This window comes from Brevibacillus sp. FSL L8-0520 (genome assembly GCF_037963895.1).
Lineage (GTDB): Bacteria > Bacillota > Bacilli > Brevibacillales > Brevibacillaceae > Brevibacillus > Brevibacillus borstelensis.
The window spans coordinates 4,241,039-4,256,522 of the sequence record NZ_CP150171.1; the positions used below are offsets into that span (position 1 = coordinate 4,241,039).

Consider the following 15,484-nt stretch of genomic DNA (forward strand, 5'->3'; position numbering starts at 1 on the left):
GTTGTTAAACGAGAGCTCTTTGTTAGTATCGTGTTATCCCCTATCTTTCCGGAATACCTGCTTTACTCGCTCGATCTGAGCGAGGTGGTCACGGACATGCTGGACGCGTAATTCAAGCAGCTCTTTGAACGTGTACCGCATTCCATCGGGATATTTCCCGACCCGCTCAAGCTGCTTGGGAGTCAGATTTTCCAGAAGTGGCAACATGCTGGCCCGCAGATTTTGGAACAGGAGCAGATGCTGCTCTTGGTCCAACCGTCCATATCCCAGGTTATCCGTCCAGGCTTCCTGATCAAATGATAGCAGAAGCGGTTCGTCCTCAGCCAAGACTTTTCTTAGCCGATGTGTCGACAGGATTTCGTCATCCGTCACATGGATCACAATCTGATGGATGCTCCATTTGTCCGGTCCAGGTTGGAAACGCAGTTCTTCCTCAGACAATCCTTCGACGGCTTCTCGCAGCAGCGCATAGTCTTGGCTATAATCCTCGATCAATTTTTCCATCCGATCTTCTCCTTCATTATTATTTGTGTCACAGGAAGCTTTCGATAACAAATATTATTATTCGTTATAGAACAAATACCTTCTTGGTTTTACCAATAATCCGTCACCCTACAATGATTTCTTTGGAAGTTGCCTAAATGTTTAATCCACCAGTGGTTCCGTGGTTAGCCTCATTTATTCAGTTTTTTTGAACCTTTACGACCGGGACTCGTTTCAGTTCATACGTCCCTTCCAATATTCCTTCATGGATGACGTTCAGCTTTAGCAAGCTGGATATTTTTCCTGCATCCGCTCTCGACACCAGCCTCCACAAAGAAGCCTCAGGCAGGGCGTTGTACAGTCTGTCGTCATAATATTCGCGCCTTTCCTGAAAGCTGATCGCCAACCTGTAATCACCAAGGATTACGGACCCCGCGTCAGGGTATTCTTCAAGGATTTCCTGTCTGATCCCCTGCAATTCTTCCTCGATTTTTTTCTGCTCTTCTTTTAGCTGATAATAGCGTGCCAACCGCGCTTCCATTCCATCGTCTCCCCCTTTGTCCATGTCGGTCGATATATATGAACAAAACAGGAGGGGTAGAACAGTGACTGGCAGCTTATTTCGGGTTAGACAGAGATGGGTTTAGCGGGCTTCATTCAATTTGGCAACAGGAAAAATTCTTGGTAACAGAAAAAACTTGGTTTCAGAAAACAACTTGATAACAGCAAAAAGACGCGGCAGCCACCGCGTCTTTTTCTTGCCTGCTACAGATTTTTGAGCAGGTCGCAGCTTGTCTTATTCGTTTGCATCAGGCGTGACATTGATCGCTTCATTCGGATGCTTCAAGAGGAAGGTGGAGTATTCCACTTCATATGGTGCCCATTTGCCTTCGCTGCCAAAGCCCCAGATCGACTTGAGTGTGGAAACGGTATCCGTATTGTTCAACCCGACGATCCGCTGCTCGCCCATCAGTTCAAACGTTCCGTTGTTGTCGATATCAATCGGCTGCAGCGAGCCGAACGGATAGGAATAGACGGACAAGTCGTCATCTTTTTTCAGCAGCTTGCCGTCCCTGTCGTACAGCTTGGCCATCTGATAAAGCTCTTTGTTTGCCTGTACATCGAGAGTCAACGGCTGCTGCAGATGGGTCCCCTTTCCTTCCACCTTAAAACCGTTTGCGAATTTGCCCTCGTAGCGGATTCCTTCGTTTTCTTCTTCGCCAAAGATTACTTTCCCCTTGTTGTCCGCAAATGTCGCAATGACATGGTTGTAGATGCCTCCGCTGCCGCCTGTCGCTGTTTTGACAAAGGCATCGGCGACGTGGTCTCCCGTAAAGTCGAGCAGAGTCAGCTCGCCCTCATAGCCGCCAAGGTCCTTCATCTCGGTTTTGCTGTAGGCTTTTGTCTTTCCGTCCTGAACCACGATGTTCATATCGGCGGCGTATATATCGTCCGCCTTTTCCTTTACTCCTACCAGGTATACCGTGTCCGCTACTTTATCGCCGTTGACATCAGCAGATTTCTGGTCGATGACATAGGTGTTCTTGTCCAGCTTCAGTTCTGCTGCTGCTGCAAACGGCTTTCCTTTCTCTGCGTCCGCATGAGCTACTTTTGTATGGGCCACCGTCAGACCAGTACCTCCGATTACGCCGGCAAGCAGCAGGAATGTAACGGGCTTCATCCATTTGTTATTCATTGTGATTTCCTCCTTGGTGATGGTTACATTCATAACTATAGGACGAAACCCCTTATCTTTCGTTACAAACGGATGACGAAACAAAAACAAAGAGGTAAAAATCTGCTATTTCACATGATTCAGCACGCTTTTGATCACTTCGACCGAATCTTGCTTGCGGTTCAGATTATAATGCTTGCGCACCGCTTGATAGACGGCATTCAAATTTTTGCTTGTCTTGTTTTTCCGATAGGCAGCTACCTGCTTGGTAAACTTCGGATGGTGGATCAGGTCGCGGCTCCAGTCCCAGGCCCGCGGCTTCAGCGCGTCCGCTCTTGCCTGCGCAAGCATTTGGTCAAAGCGCGGAACAGCAAATTCCGTTACTTTTTTTCGTATGGTATAGGTTCTATCATCGGATGGCCACGGGTCTGAGCCTTCCTGATACGCTCTTCCGTTGATGAACAATACATCCCGGTATTGCATCGGAACCATTTCCGGCTTGAGCTGGAGGCGGTAGTATTCCCAGCCATTGTGTTTTCCTTCCTAGCAAAACAAACGTGATGAAATCAAATAATCTTTCGTAGGCGTATTCCTCTATGTAATCATCCGGACCTATTGATGCAAGCAAGAAAAACTCAATCTCCATCTATCTCTGCCTCTACTTTTACCTTATTTCCTGCATCCCTTCCATTTGTCGAACGTCTTCTCACATTTCAACAGCACGATCGGTTTCCGTTTCCATAAACAAAAAAACGGCCAGACCGTAAATCTCGTCTGACCGCTTCCTACTGCTATTTAAACCATTGATCTATTCATCGCTGTCAACAGGAGCAGCCAAAGGCTGCAAGCCCATGCTCTCCAGCTTTTCATAAACACTTTTCAACTTGGGATTTCCCTCGCCGACAATTTCCCCGGAAATTACGACAAGCGGATACCACAAATCTTCCTCCAGTATGCGCTTCGCCCAGCTTTTGTCTTCTTCTGTCTCCGGCTGTTGAAAGTCGCTATACGTGATGCGGACATTGTCGTTCCCGTACTTGCGGCCAACCGCTGCCTGCAGCCATTCAGCCGTTTCCTTGGCTGAAGGCAAATTGACGCAGCTTGCACACAACTGCTCTGTACCGTACACCTTTATCTCCACACTCACGCTTTCCGCCCCCTCCACATTTTCTCCATCTTATCACTTGGAGAGCGCTTGTTCCAGATCCTCCATCAAATCCTGTACATCCTCGATTCCGACAGAGATGCGGACCAGGCCATCGGTAATTCCGAGCTCGGCGCGGCGTTCTGCCGGGATCGAGGCGTGCGTCATCCGTGCCGGAACACTGATCAAGCTTTCGACAGCACCCAGAGACTCGGCGAGCGTAAAATATTTCACTCGGGACAGCACTTCATCTGCACGAGCCGCACTTCCTACGTCAAAGGAGATCATGCCGCCAAAGCCGCGACCTTGGCGTTTCGCCAGCTCATGCTGCGGATGGCTGGCCAATCCAGGATAAATCACCCGAGAAATATCGCTTCGTTTTTCCAGCCATTCGGCCAGTGTACGAGCATTTTGCTCGTGCTCTTCCATCCGGATGCCGAGCGTTTTCATGCCGCGCAGCAGAATCCAGGAGTCCTGAGGACCGAGAATGCCCCCAATCGCATTTTGCAGAAAATGAAGCTCTTCCCCGAGTTTCGCATCCTTGGTTACGACCAGACCGGCGACAACATCACTGTGGCCGCCAAGGTATTTGGTTGCGCTGTGATAGACGATGTCTGCTCCAAGGTCGAGCGGATTTTGCCAATACGGCGTCATGAACGTATTGTCGACGATCAACAGAATGCCATGCTTCTTCGCAACCTTCGACAGCGACTCAATATCGCTTACCTTCAGGAGCGGGTTGGTCGGCGTCTCCATGATGATCGCCTTTGTTTCCGGGCGAATGGCTGCTTCTACAGCAGCTCCGTCACTCGTATCCGCATAGGTGGCTTCCAGGCCCAAACGCGAGAACACGCGGGTAATGACGCGGTATGTTCCCCCGTACACATCGTCCCCGACTACCACGTGATCACCTTTGTTGAACATGGAGAGTATCGTGGAAAGCGCCGCCATGCCGGAGCCAAACGCCAGTCCACGCGCACCGCCCTCCAGCTCGGCGATATACGTTTCCAGGGCATGCCGGGTCGGGTTCCCCGTCCGGGAATATTCAAAGCCTTTGTGCTGGCCGATCGCTTCCTGCTTGTATGTGCTCACTTGATAAATCGGGACGGAAACTGCTCCTGTGTGTGGATCTCCCTCGATTCCTCCGTGAATCAGGCGCGTTTTGATGCGCATCTTATATGCCCCCTTGATAGATTTTTTTACTCAGATAGCGTTCGCTTCCATCCGCGAACAAGGTAACGATATTCGTCCCCGGCTTGGCGATTTGCGCTTCCCGCAGTGCCGCTGCCATGGCCGCACCTGCAGAGCTGCCGACCAGAATCCCTTCTTTCGCAGCGAGCTCCTTCACCAGTTTGAAGGCCTCCACATCCAGGATGGTATGGATCGCGTCGAAATAGCCGGTATCCATAAACGGCGGCAAAAACTCCATGCCGATGCCTTCCGTCTTGTGCGGACCGGGCTCGCCGCCGTTCAGGATGGACCCTTCCGGCTCGACAATCACGGTTTTGACCTGCGGATTCTTCTCTTTCAAGTACCGGGCTGCCCCCATAAACGTACCGCCGGAGCCTGCTCCCGCTACAAACACATCCACATTCCCTTCCATTTGTTCCCAAATTTCCGGTCCCGTTGTTTTGTAGTGTGCGTCCGGATTGGCCGGATTGGCGAATTGTTGCGGGACGAACGAGCCCGGGATGCTTGCGGCCAGCTCTTGCGCTTTCGCGATGGCACCCTTGATGCCCAGCTCGGTCGGCGTATTGACGACCTCTGCGCCAAGTGCGCGCATCAGCTCTTGCTTTTCCTCGGAAAATTTTTCCGGAACGCAAAAGATCACGCGGTATTCAGTCCCGACGGCCGCCAGAGCCAGGCCAATCCCCGTATTTCCCGCAGTCGGTTCGATAATCGTGCCGCCCGGCTGAAGCTGGCCGCTTTCCTCAGCAGCACGAATCAGCTCGACACCCAGCCTGTCCTTGACGCTTCCGCCAGGGTTGAAATACTCCAGCTTGGCAAACAAGCGGACGCCCTGCGGGAGCGAAAACTTCGTCAATTCGACAATCGGCGTATTTCCGATCAGTTCTTTAATATTTCCATATACGTTCACGGCACCAGACCCCTCATCGTATTTGTTTCGTTTCCGTTTTATTATAACATGAGGCCATAACAAAAAGTCCACGCGCGGAGCGCAAGCCGCCCAATTTATACAAAGTGCAGCGGCCGGGGAACCGGTCATGGATTTCTTTTGACACGAGGATTATAATAGAGGTAGGAATGAAAGGAGTGAGTACCCATGGATAACATGTTCGACCAAGTAGAAGAAGTCCTCGATAAATTGCGTCCTTATCTTCAACGCGACGGCGGCGACGTACAGCTCGTCGATGTGGAAGATGGCATTGTCAAGCTTCGTCTGATGGGAGCTTGCGGCAGCTGCCCTTCTTCGACCATCACCCTGAAAGCAGGGATTGAGCGCGCACTGTTGGAAGAGATTCCAGGCGTGAAGGAAGTACAACAAGTATTCTAAGCTGAAAAAGCCCTTTCCGGTCAGTCGATCGGCGAGGGCTTTTTTGCATGTGCGAAGCTTTTCGTCTCCGCCTCGCTATTCCAGGCGTGCCGCAAAAAATCGATCACATGGTCTATATACGCTTCCGGATCATGCGGATAGCTCCGCACATGCCCCGTTCCCGGTACGAGCCAGAGACGGGAAGCTTCGTGAGTCACAAGCCGATACAATTGCTCGCTGTTGGAGCACGGCACAGTCGCATCTTTCGTTCCGTGGATGAACAAAATCGGCTTATCCGCCTGTCTCACAGCTTCATACGGCCTGACGTGCCTGGGGTTGGCCCGAAGCATGAGCGGGCTTAGCGTCAAAATCAGCCAGTTGAACGGGAAGCGGGGCAGGCCTGTCCACTGCGGCAAATTTTCCTCAAGATACTCCTGCAGGGAGTAGAAAGGCGAATCAGCAATGATCGTCTCTACCCGCTCGTCCAGTCCTCCCACCATCAGGGAGGTGGCTGCCCCCATGGAAAAGCCGACCAGGCCGATTTTTTGTTCGGGCCGCGTCTCTTTGACAAAGTCAATTGCACCCAGCAAATCCTGCTGTTCCCTAAGACCGATCGTCGTCAATGCCGGCGAGGATTCCCCGCTGTTGCGAAAGTCAAACAGAAGCACATTGTATCCTTTCGAGACGAGGTCGGCGGCAAGCGACAAGGCGGGAAGATGAGGCTCCAGGCGATTTTGTCCATAGCCATGAGAAAAAATCAGCGTCCTGTCGCTTTTCTCAAACCCGTTTCCTTCTGCCGGAATATACCAGCCGCGAATCGTTATCCCGCTCTCTCTGCTCGGAAAGGAGACGGACTCATAGGCCTGCAGCGAATACTCCTCCGGTCTGCTTTCCACCGGCTTTCGGCGGGGATGAGTCAGCTTCCAGGTAACACGCAGGGCTACCGCTGCTGCAGCCGCGATTGCTGCCACTGCGATCACGACTGCGATCATCATGATGTTCATACTGGTGTAACAGGCTCCTTTCCCTCCAAAACTGCCCGGATATTGACCGCGGCCAGCTTTGCCATCTCCATGCGTGTCTGATATGTAGCACTGCCAATATGGGGCAGGGCGACCACATTGGGCAGTGTGAGCAGCGGATGATCCAACGGAACCGGCTCCTTCTGGAATACATCCAATCCGGCGGCCCAGATTTTTTTCTCTGCCAGTGCCTTGTAAAGCGCCTCTTCGTCAACTGTACCGCCCCTGGACACGTTGACGAATACCGCCGTCGGCTTCATCAGGGAAAACTCCCGCTCCCCGATCATTTTCGCCGTATCCGGAGTCAGCGGCGTCAGCATGACGACGTAGTCCGCCTGTTTCAAGAGATCATCCAGCTCGCGATACTGGGCACCGACCGCTTGCTCTGCTTCCGGCTTCCGGTGGCGGTTGCAGTACAAAATACTCATGCCAAAGCCCTTGGCTCGTCTGGCTACAGCCTCCCCGATCCGCCCCATGCCGACAATCCCCAGCGTCGCATTAAATACATTTTGCCCCGCCAGCAATGTCGGGCTCCACGACGTCCACTGACCCGCCAACAAAAAGCGGTTTGCTTCCGTGATTCGTCTGGCTGCCGCCATCAACAGGGCAAAGGTCAAATCGGCGGTTGCCTCGGTCAGCACATCAGGCGTGTTGGTTACCTGGATGCCGCGCTTTTTCGCTGCCGTAACATCGATATTGTCGTATCCTACCGCCATATTGGCCACAACCTTTAACCGTTTGGCCCGGGACAGCAGTTCCTCATCGACCCGGTCAGTCAGCATGGCAAGAAGTCCGTCAGCCCGCTCCGCTTTTTCGAGCAAAATCTCCCGCGGGCAGGGACGGTCCTCCTCCCATACGTCGACCGTAGCTATCTCTTTTACATACGCGATTGCTTCATTCGCTACTTGCCTCGTCACGAACACGATCGGTTTCTTCATCTTCTGGCCTCCACAACCAATCAATTTGCGGAATCGAAACGCCGTACCGCCGGTGAATGAACACCGGGTATGCTAGCAGCGCCTCTTCCATTTTTATCAGTTCCTCATCCAGTTGCTCCTGCCATCCGCTGCCGTCGACTTCCTGCTTCTCTTCGGGGGACAGCTCCCGGTAGGCTTCCACCACTTTGAGAAATCTCCCCGGATACAGCATCAAACCGTAAATGACGGCGTACTCGCTTTCCAAAAGGGGCGTCACGCTGTTGTACCCGTCGAGAAAGCTCGCGATCCGCTCTTCTTCCCATCCGCTGCGCTTGACCTCGGCCTTGATCCACTGCCCGATGTCGCGCGAGCGCATGTCCAAGACCCAGTTCCACTCTCCTGTCAGATGGGCGCCTCTTTCCTCGTCCCAGAGAATGAAGTCCTGTTCAAAATTCTGGTACGCCACTTTCCCGCAGGCAGATGTTTCCTTGACCACTTTGTCGTAATCGGCGTGGTACAAATATTGGACCGCTGTCTCTCCGAGCTGATGAACATAGGTGTAGCTGGTCAAGAGGTACTCGTCAAAAGCAGTGATCTCCACATCAACTTCGTCCATATCATCGCGATATCCTTCGTACTGGCGCAGCTTTTTCCGCCACATCGCAGGCCAGGTACCAAGCGAGCTGTAGGGCAAAAACAGCTTATCCCCTTTGAGCGATCCCGTCCCCTGATGGAAGTGGGCGAGTGCCTGCCCGCACTGGAATGCTTGATTTTCCGGAACCGTTTCCCTAAGTCCCCGGTACACATACAAAATCTGGTCGTCGTGGACGACGTGCTGCTGGCCTTTGACCGTCTTGATCAGCGCAAGAGGCTTCAGCACTTTTTGCCCGCTGAGATGTTTTCTTACCTTTTCAATGAACTTGTTTTTGTATTTGTAAACAGCTGGAGCTTCATATAGATAGAACAATCCCTGGTCTGTCTTCAACCGCGCAGCGTTTCCGCTTCGACTGTAGTTGACGAGAGACAGTCCGTATGCCTCCTGCAAAATCGTATGATACTCCATCAGAACAACCCTCCCTGCACACCTTCTCATGAAGCAAGGTATGTCAGAACACCGGGATAGGTGCCTACTTCCTTGTAAATACTACCTTCGTGCCACGAATAAGCGTGCGAGGAGGTCCGGTTGATGAAAGAATACAGTCCGCTCAACAGCATGACCTGCTATGAAGTCACGCTGGAGCTGTTGAAGCAGCGAGGAGTACAGGTGGATGATATCGCAGAAATCGTGTTGTTCCTGCAAAAGGACTACTTCCCTCATCTGACCTTGGAAGCTTGCAGAGAAAGCGTAGCCGCCGTCCTGAGAAAACGCGAGGTGCAAAATGCGCTGATGACCGGGATTCAATTGGACATGCTTGCGGAAAAAAAGCAGCTTCTTTCCCCGCTTCAAGAAATTATCGAAACTGATGAATCCCTCTACGGCATCGACGAGGTGATGGCGCTGGCCATCGTCAATCTGTACGGCAGCATCGGATTTACCAACTACGGCTATGTAGACAAACTGAAGTACGGGAAACTGAAGCAGTTAAACGACAAAAGCTTTGGTGTCCATACCTTTTTAGACGATCTGGTAGGCGCAGTCGCAGCGGCAGCCTCCAGCCGCATTGCCCATCGGCAAAAACAGGAGGAAGAGTCCTGTCTATGAGGCTGCGACTCTGCGAATGATCTACGAGGAGATACGGCGAAGCCACTCCGACAAATCGGCTGCCGAATGCGTGGGACGATTGGGATGGTTCTGCGCATCCTCTGCACTGGAAAAACCGGTCAGGACGTGAAGCGTATCGATCCCGCTTCCGGCCCCTGCATCGATGTCGGTAAAGAGGTTGTCACCGACGATCAGGGTCTCCTCCGCTGCTGTTCCCAGCATATCCAGGGCAAGGCGGACAATGATCGGCTCCGGTTTCCCAATCACAATCGGCTCCTTTCCGGAAGCGACGGAAACAGCGGCTACCAGTGAACCGTTCCCGGGAAACAGTCCATTTTCCGAAGGCAGGGCCGCATCTCTATTCGTTGCAATAAACGTAGCCCCGTCGCGGATAGCACGTGCGGCGACTGTCAGTTTTTCATAGGTAAAGGCCCGGTCAATTCCGACGATGACGTAATGCGGCTTTTCCTCTGTCAAGACGAAGCCCTGACGCGTCAACTCCGTTCGCAAGCCTTCCTCGCCGATGACGCAGACCGGCGTGCCCGGTGAGGCATGTTCTGCCAGAAAATGAGCCGTTGCCATGGCAGAGGTATACACATCATCTGCCGCTGCGGCAATTCCCATGGCCTGCAGACGCGAAGCTACATGCTCCGATGTGGCAGCCGAGTTGTTGGTCAGAAAAAGGTACGGCACTTTCGCCTTACGCAGATGCAAAATGAATTCTGCTGCACCGGGTATGACTTCCTTGCCCCGGTAAATGGTTCCGTCAAGATCAAGCAAGTAGCCTCGGTATGTCTTCACAAAATATCCTCCTCTATGCAAGAAAATCCACCCGAAACCGAGTGGATGATTGTCGTTGTTGTTTTCCGAGATTATGCTTTGTTCGCTTCGCGAATCTCAAACACGCATTTCTCCCCGCCTTTGGCCATGCAGGTGGTCTGTTCGACATCTGCCTTCAAAACCCGGCGGAACAAAGAGAGCTCACAGCTGCAAGCCTGGTTGAATTCACGGGCTACCTGTGAAATGGGGCAGTTGAACTCGCGGATGCGATAATGCCCTTCCTCATCCGCCTTTTCCCATTCTACCATGTATCCTTTTTCGTTTTGCAGCTCAGCCAGCTTGGCCACTCTCTCTTCCAGGCTCCCCTGGACGTGGTTGCGATACGCCTCCTCCAGTCGGTTTTCACGACGGCGGAACAGCATTTCTACTTTTCCATTTCCATCTATATCCTGCAAATCGCGCAAGAAATCCAAGGTAAGATGGGAATAATTGCGCGGAAACAGCTCATCAGCCTCTTGCGACAGGGAATACACATTCGTCGGGCGTCCCATAGCCTGCCGAACCAACGTCGACTTGATCAGGTTATCCCGCTCTAGGGTGTTCAGGTGGCGCCGTACGGCCATCTCCGTAATCCCCAGATCTACGGCCATGTCACTGACAGAAAGCGACCCCTTCACCTTTAGCATACTCAAAATCTGGTCGCGGGTAGATGTGTTTTCGGTACTCATTGTATCACCGCCCTTTCCTCCATTGTACCGAACTTAGCCACTTTAGTAAACAAAAGAAATCGTTTTGTATATAAAATCCACGAGCGCCCTTAAAACAGCTCTTTTTCCAAATAGGCCCGGACTGCCGGCTCAAATTGCCGCAGCACAGGCAAACCATTTGCGGCCAGTGGAATCATCGCTTCGTGTGGAATCTTTGCGTATTCATTGACCAAAAACTTGCGGAATTCGACTATCTCAGTCAAAACGCGCGCCTGCTCGTCACTGATGACCTGCTCGTCCCGCAGAATCTCTACAATATCCGCATAGCTCCCCGGATCGCGCATAATAAATCCGTCAATCAGCGCATTGCCGACGTCCAGGATCGCTTCAATGGACAGATGCAGGGCTCTTTCCATCGCTGCAACCGCCACCCTGTCTTCAAGCAAAGCATCTTGCCTGCGAGATGCCAATGTTTCCAGGAGCGCGAGCATTTGCGACATATGCCCCAATACCTCATCGATCCGCTTTGTATTTACGTCGTACATGACAATCCCCCTCATGCGATACTGCCTCTCTTCCGATATTTGCGCAAAGCCAACCCGGGTAAACTGGGAATAACTAGTGAGGAAGAGGCATCATTTTCTGCGAATGGTTATTTGTTCCGTTTTTTGCGCTTTGCGTACCATATCGTAATGACAAAAGTAAGGAGTAAAACAACCAGAACCAATTCCCCTTCCTGCAAGTAGGAATTGCTCATTCGACTCACCTCTTTTCATCCAACAGTATACCAAAATTGTACGTGCTGTCACGAAAACCTGTGGTTTTTTGTGTTACAATGAGTTTTGAGTTTTTTGCGGCACAAGGAGGAGCTTGAAACAGTGGAACGCGAACTGGCATTGGAAGTCGTACGTGTAACGGAAATGGCAGCCCTGGCATCTTCCCATTGGTTGGGACGCGGCAAGAAAAACGAAGCGGACGGAGCAGCTACCAACGCCATGCGGACGATGTTTGACACCATCAATATGCGGGGAACGGTCGTCATCGGCGAAGGCGAGCTGGATGAGGCCCCGATGCTGTACATCGGCGAAAAGCTGGGCCATGCCGAATCAACGGGCCCAGAGGTAGACGTGGCGGTAGACCCGCTGGAGGGTACGACCATCGTCGCCAAAGGCCACAACAACGCGATGTCGGTCGTTGCGATCGGAGACAGAGGCACGCTTCTGCACGCGCCGGACATGTACATGATGAAAATGGCCGTAGGCAAAAGAGCCGCAGGCAAAATTCATCTCAACGACCCTGTAGAAAAGATGATCGAAGTCGTCGCTCAGGCAAACGGCAAACGAATCCAGGATGTTACCGTCATCATCCAGGAGCGGGAGCGGCATCAGGAAATCATCAACGCTGTAAGGGAAAAAGGGGCTCGCGTCAAGCTGTTTGGCGACGGCGATGTCGGTGCGGCTATCGCAGCCTGCATGCCGCAAACGGGTATCGATCTCTTCCTCGGGATCGGCGGTGCTCCGGAGGGCGTTATCAGCGCGGCTGCGATCAAATGCCTGGATGGGGATATGCAAGCACAGCTACGGCCTCAAAACGAGGCCGAACGCCAGCGATGCATCAAAATGGGGCTCAAGGACCCCGAGCAGCTGCTTACCCTGAGCGATCTCGTCAAGGGGGACGACGCGATCTTCGCTGCGACGGGCGTTTCGGACGGCGAGCTCTTGAAGGGCGTCCGCTACCTGGGTGATGACCTGGTAGAAACCGATTCGATCGTCATGCGTGCCAAAACGAAAACCATCCGGTTCGTTCGGGCATTGCACAATCTCACCCAAAAACAATATCTTATCGGGAGGTAGAGGGAAGAACATGTCCAACGATTTGTTTTATCTATACGACGAGTCAGAGGAAACGAAGACCCGGTTCGTCAGCTTTATGGCTGAGTCGACCCGCTTCGATCTGGCCATCATGACGACGAATCGCTTTTACGGAAAAAAGCTGGTCATAAACATACAAAACGGCCGCTCCGCCATCATCGGCAGCGATGACCTGGAGGAAGAGGGCTACTTGGAGTTCGCCTTTAATTTGAATGAAACAGAGGCAGCAGAATTGAAGGCGTTTCTGGAACAGATCATCTACACAGCAGGGGCGGGCGACAGCGACTAAAGACCCTTTGCGAAAAGAAACACAAGAAAACGGTCAATGATCCAAAAGAACATGCAAAAAAAAGCATGTTCTTTTTATTTGCACTAAATATTTTAAATATTATTATTTTTCCCGTTTATACTGACATCAACATCTGTTTATGTTACTTTTGCTTTAATCCATTCCACGTGGATATGTGTTCACCTTAAACAAACAGTTCTACAGGGGGTTTACGCCATGAAAAGGTTGGGCCTGTTGCCCAAGGTTATTATCGCAATTATTTTGGGGATTCTGATCGGCTCCATTTCACCGGAGGCAGTCATTAAGGCATTGGCTACATACAGCGGGCTTTTTGGCAATTTTCTTGGTTTTGCCATCCCGTTGATCATCATTGGTTTCATCGCGCCGGGTATTGGCGAGCTCGGCAAAGGAGCCGGGAAGCTCCTCGGATTGACGACCGCTGTCGCGTACGGTTCCACCATTATTGCCGGCACAATCGCCTATCTTGTAAGTTCCGGGCTGTTCCCCAACATTCTGGAGGTTGGAGGATTGACCAAAACGTTTGCCAATCCGGAAGAAGCGCTTGTCCAGCCTTACTTTTCCGTGGATATGCCTCCGATCATGGGCGTTATGACCGCACTTTTGCTGGCATTTACCCTTGGCTTGGGCGCTTCCGTGATCAAGGGAGACTCGCTCCAGCGGGTCATGGTTGACTTGAGGGAGATCGTGGAGAAAATGATCTCTTCGGTGATCATTCCGCTGCTGCCTTACCACATCTTGTCCGTTTTTGCGAACCTCACTTATGGCGGGCAGGTCAGTATGATCCTGTCTGTATTCGCCAAGGTGTTTGTGATTATTATCGCGATGCATTTGCTTTACCTGGTCATCCAGTACATTGTAGCCGGACAGTTCGGACGGAAAAATCCGTTTGTTCTTTTGAAGAACATGATGCCGGCTTACTTTACCGCGATCGGGACACAGTCTTCTGCAGCCACCATCCCGGTAACCCTGCGTCAAACAAAGGAAAACAAAGTCACGGATAAAATTGCCGACTTCGTAATCCCGCTGTGTGCGACCATTCACCTGTCGGGCAGCACCATTACCCTGGTTTCCTGTTCTATGGCAGTCATGATGCTGAACGGCATGTCCACATCTTTCTCAGTCATGTTTCCGTTTATTCTCATGCTCGGTATCACGATGGTTGCCGCCCCGGGCGTTCCCGGCGGTGCGGTCATGGCAGCGCTCGGTCTCCTGGAATCGATGCTCGGCTTCAGCACCACGCTCACGTCCTTGATGATAGCCCTGTACATCGCTCAGGACAGCTTCGGTACAGCCTGCAACGTGACAGGAGACGGCGCAATTGCAGTCATTACAGACGGATTGAGCAAGTCCAAAGCAGCGTAAAGCTGGCTGGATGAGCTATTTCAGAACGATTGAAAAAACACAAAAAAAGAAACTGCACCTATTTGTCAGCGATTGCGAACATATGGGGTGCAGTTTTTCTATGAATGAACGTTTTCTGTGGCTGCATTTTACTTCGGGCTTTCGTCGTAGGTGACAAACTCTCCTACCGGCTTGCGATAGCCCCTCGGTCTCTGGCTGGAAGTATCCTCTTTTCCGAGTGCAATCAGCATGACCGGCACGTAGCGTTCGGGAATGTCGAGAGCCTCTCGGAGCGCCTCGGGGTCAAAACCGATCATCGGGCAGGTATCCCAGCCTTTTTCCTTGGCGACCAGCATCAATTGCATGGCAGACAAGCTGGCATTGCGGATGGCCTCTTCTCTCGCGAATACCTCTCCGCGATCCAGATAAAACTGAACAGTTTCCCTGACCATTTGATCATACTCCTGTTGGTTGTATACGCCGAGATGCAGAAGTCCTTCATAAATCCGCCCCGCCTGCTCATAAGCCAGCGTATCTCCCAGAACGACAATTGCCGCTGATGCGGTTTGAACCTTGTACTGCCGGTAAGCGGCCTCATAGACCTTTTCCTTCAAATGCGGGTCCGTTACCACAATGTAATGGGCATGCTGCAGGTTGAATGCGGAAGGAGCATACTTTACAAGAGCAAAAATGTCATCCAGTTCTCCTTTTTGAAATCTCCTGCCCTTTTATAAATTTGCTGGCAGAGCGTCGTTCCTTTATAACCGAAACCAGGTACTTCATCGTTCTCTCTCCTCTGCTTTTCCCCGAAGACGAACTATGTACGAAATGTAATCAGCACTACTGACTATGTCCCTGGGATTTTGAATGCGTTTTTACGTTACTAAAAGTAAGTATATAATTATGGTAGATAAGTAAAGCAGTTTCCGTATCTACTCCCTTTTATTTACGAAGCTGGAAACATTTTTCCGACTTTTTCGTCTTATTCTATACAGACCGGTAAAGGAGGAATCTCTCTTGCCAATGTGGGCCTTTTTG

Annotated in this window: 18 protein-coding genes and 1 pseudogene; 5 read left to right on the forward strand and 14 right to left on the reverse strand. The window is 51.7% G+C overall.

Annotation, left to right across the window (positions count from 1 at the left end; genetic code table 11):
• Positions 1–33: 33 nt before the first annotated feature.
• From NSQ24_RS20935 to cysK, 7 genes are all read right to left on the reverse strand, one after another.
• Positions 34–504, reverse strand: coding sequence for a DinB family protein (locus tag NSQ24_RS20935; protein WP_279041810.1), 471 nt, complete (start codon positions 502–504; stop codon positions 34–36).
• A 178-nt stretch (positions 505–682) separates the two neighbouring features.
• A complete protein-coding gene (locus NSQ24_RS20940) occupies positions 683–1,024 on the reverse strand; it encodes a hypothetical protein (RefSeq protein ID WP_003389713.1) in 342 nt (113 codons plus the stop codon).
• 255 nt (positions 1,025–1,279) lie between these two features.
• The gene (locus NSQ24_RS20945) at positions 1,280–2,179 is read right to left on the reverse strand and encodes a hypothetical protein (protein WP_251255236.1); all 900 of its coding nucleotides are present in this window, start codon (positions 2,177–2,179) and stop codon (positions 1,280–1,282) included.
• Positions 2,180–2,284: 105 nt separating this feature from the next.
• Positions 2,285–2,641, reverse strand: coding sequence for a hypothetical protein (locus NSQ24_RS20950; protein WP_251255237.1), 357 nt, complete (start codon positions 2,639–2,641; stop codon positions 2,285–2,287).
• 325 nt (positions 2,642–2,966) lie between these two features.
• Positions 2,967–3,305: a YuzD family protein gene (locus NSQ24_RS20955; protein ID WP_003389717.1), complete on the reverse strand. Its 339-nt coding sequence runs from the start codon at positions 3,303–3,305 to the stop codon at positions 2,967–2,969.
• Between the two features lie 33 nt (positions 3,306–3,338).
• Complete coding sequence (locus NSQ24_RS20960) at positions 3,339–4,475, reverse strand: bifunctional cystathionine gamma-lyase/homocysteine desulfhydrase (protein ID WP_024983091.1); 1,137 nt, start codon at positions 4,473–4,475, stop codon at positions 3,339–3,341.
• Between the two features lies 1 nt (position 4,476).
• Positions 4,477–5,400, reverse strand: coding sequence for a cysteine synthase A (cysK, locus tag NSQ24_RS20965; protein ID WP_003389719.1), 924 nt, complete (start codon positions 5,398–5,400; stop codon positions 4,477–4,479).
• A 195-nt stretch (positions 5,401–5,595) separates the two neighbouring features.
• Here cysK and NSQ24_RS20970 point away from each other — a divergent pair, with 195 nt between their 5' ends.
• Positions 5,596–5,817 carry a NifU family protein gene (locus NSQ24_RS20970; RefSeq protein WP_003389720.1) on the forward strand — a complete coding sequence of 74 codons (222 nt, stop codon included), beginning with the start codon at positions 5,596–5,598 and terminating at the stop codon, positions 5,815–5,817.
• A gap of 20 nt (positions 5,818–5,837) precedes the next feature.
• On the opposite strand, the gene NSQ24_RS20975 is transcribed toward NSQ24_RS20970, so the two are convergent.
• The 3 genes from NSQ24_RS20975 to NSQ24_RS20985 are packed head-to-tail and all read right to left on the reverse strand — an operon-like array spanning position 5,838 to position 8,798.
• Positions 5,838–6,800: an alpha/beta fold hydrolase gene (locus NSQ24_RS20975; protein WP_031932714.1), complete on the reverse strand. Its 963-nt coding sequence runs from the start codon at positions 6,798–6,800 to the stop codon at positions 5,838–5,840.
• Entirely contained in the window at positions 6,797–7,756 is a 960-nt protein-coding gene (locus NSQ24_RS20980) for a D-glycerate dehydrogenase (RefSeq protein ID WP_339166514.1), read from the reverse strand. The genes NSQ24_RS20975 and NSQ24_RS20980 overlap by 4 nt, the downstream gene beginning before the upstream one ends.
• Entirely contained in the window at positions 7,713–8,798 is a 1,086-nt protein-coding gene (locus NSQ24_RS20985) for a hypothetical protein (RefSeq protein WP_003389723.1), read from the reverse strand. The genes NSQ24_RS20980 and NSQ24_RS20985 overlap by 44 nt, the downstream gene beginning before the upstream one ends.
• A 123-nt stretch (positions 8,799–8,921) precedes the next feature.
• Between NSQ24_RS20985 and NSQ24_RS20990 the strand changes: the two genes are divergently transcribed.
• The gene (locus NSQ24_RS20990; RefSeq protein WP_003389724.1) at positions 8,922–9,437 is read left to right on the forward strand and encodes a phosphatidylglycerophosphatase A; all 516 of its coding nucleotides are present in this window, start codon (positions 8,922–8,924) and stop codon (positions 9,435–9,437) included.
• A gap of 21 nt (positions 9,438–9,458) precedes the next feature.
• Here the strand turns inward: NSQ24_RS20990 and NSQ24_RS20995 are convergent, their stop codons facing one another.
• From NSQ24_RS20995 to NSQ24_RS21005, 3 genes are all read right to left on the reverse strand, one after another.
• The gene (locus NSQ24_RS20995; RefSeq protein WP_171506374.1) at positions 9,459–10,238 is read right to left on the reverse strand and encodes a TIGR01457 family HAD-type hydrolase; all 780 of its coding nucleotides are present in this window, start codon (positions 10,236–10,238) and stop codon (positions 9,459–9,461) included.
• Between the two features lie 71 nt (positions 10,239–10,309).
• Positions 10,310–10,945, reverse strand: a complete 636-nt coding sequence (locus NSQ24_RS21000; protein WP_003389726.1) for a metalloregulator ArsR/SmtB family transcription factor — start codon at positions 10,943–10,945, stop codon at positions 10,310–10,312.
• An 89-nt stretch (positions 10,946–11,034) separates the two neighbouring features.
• Positions 11,035–11,469 (reverse strand): HepT-like ribonuclease domain-containing protein, encoded by a 435-nt coding sequence (locus tag NSQ24_RS21005; protein WP_024983086.1) that lies wholly within the window; start codon positions 11,467–11,469, stop codon positions 11,035–11,037.
• A 333-nt stretch (positions 11,470–11,802) separates the two neighbouring features.
• On the opposite strand from NSQ24_RS21005, the gene glpX reads away from it, so the two are divergent.
• The 3 genes from glpX to NSQ24_RS21020 all read left to right on the forward strand — a co-directional run bounded on the left by glpX (position 11,803) and on the right by NSQ24_RS21020 (position 14,467).
• Positions 11,803–12,777, forward strand: a complete 975-nt coding sequence (gene glpX / locus NSQ24_RS21010) for a class II fructose-bisphosphatase (protein ID WP_003389729.1) — start codon at positions 11,803–11,805, stop codon at positions 12,775–12,777.
• Positions 12,778–12,787: 10 nt separating this feature from the next.
• A complete protein-coding gene (locus NSQ24_RS21015) occupies positions 12,788–13,084 on the forward strand; it encodes a DUF3055 domain-containing protein (RefSeq protein WP_003389730.1) in 297 nt (98 codons plus the stop codon).
• Positions 13,085–13,300: 216 nt separating this feature from the next.
• On the forward strand, positions 13,301–14,467 hold the full coding sequence (locus NSQ24_RS21020; protein ID WP_003389731.1) for a dicarboxylate/amino acid:cation symporter: 1,167 nt from the start codon (positions 13,301–13,303) through the stop codon (positions 14,465–14,467).
• Positions 14,468–14,595: 128 nt separating this feature from the next.
• Here NSQ24_RS21020 and NSQ24_RS21025 read toward each other — a convergent pair.
• Positions 14,596–15,229, reverse strand: a pseudogene (locus NSQ24_RS21025) (nitroreductase family protein).
• Positions 15,230–15,484 lie beyond the last annotated feature (255 nt).

Excerpts from the sequence above, each read along its gene's own strand:
- NSQ24_RS21000 (WP_003389726.1), bottom strand. The coding sequence starts at position 10,945 with ATGAGTACCGAAAACACATCTACCCGCGACCAGATTTTGAGTATGCTA.
- NSQ24_RS20990 (WP_003389724.1), top strand. The coding sequence starts at position 8,922 with ATGAAAGAATACAGTCCGCTCAACAGCATGACCTGCTATGAAGTCACG.
- NSQ24_RS21020 (WP_003389731.1), top strand. The coding sequence starts at position 13,301 with ATGAAAAGGTTGGGCCTGTTGCCCAAGGTTATTATCGCAATTATTTTG.
- NSQ24_RS20975 (WP_031932714.1), bottom strand. The coding sequence starts at position 6,800 with ATGAACATCATGATGATCGCAGTCGTGATCGCAGTGGCAGCAATCGCG.
- NSQ24_RS20940 (WP_003389713.1), bottom strand. The coding sequence starts at position 1,024 with ATGGAAGCGCGGTTGGCACGCTATTATCAGCTAAAAGAAGAGCAGAAA.
- NSQ24_RS20935 (WP_279041810.1), bottom strand. The coding sequence starts at position 504 with ATGGAAAAATTGATCGAGGATTATAGCCAAGACTATGCGCTGCTGCGA.
- NSQ24_RS20950 (WP_251255237.1), bottom strand. The coding sequence starts at position 2,641 with ATGCAATACCGGGATGTATTGTTCATCAACGGAAGAGCGTATCAGGAA.
- NSQ24_RS20970 (WP_003389720.1), top strand. The coding sequence starts at position 5,596 with ATGTTCGACCAAGTAGAAGAAGTCCTCGATAAATTGCGTCCTTATCTT.
- NSQ24_RS20945 (WP_251255236.1), bottom strand. The coding sequence starts at position 2,179 with ATGAATAACAAATGGATGAAGCCCGTTACATTCCTGCTGCTTGCCGGC.
- NSQ24_RS21015 (WP_003389730.1), top strand. The coding sequence starts at position 12,788 with ATGTCCAACGATTTGTTTTATCTATACGACGAGTCAGAGGAAACGAAG.
- NSQ24_RS20985 (WP_003389723.1), bottom strand. The coding sequence starts at position 8,798 with ATGGAGTATCATACGATTTTGCAGGAGGCATACGGACTGTCTCTCGTC.
- NSQ24_RS20980 (WP_339166514.1), bottom strand. The coding sequence starts at position 7,756 with ATGAAGAAACCGATCGTGTTCGTGACGAGGCAAGTAGCGAATGAAGCA.
- NSQ24_RS21005 (WP_024983086.1), bottom strand. The coding sequence starts at position 11,469 with ATGTACGACGTAAATACAAAGCGGATCGATGAGGTATTGGGGCATATG.
- NSQ24_RS20960 (WP_024983091.1), bottom strand. The coding sequence starts at position 4,475 with ATGCGCATCAAAACGCGCCTGATTCACGGAGGAATCGAGGGAGATCCA.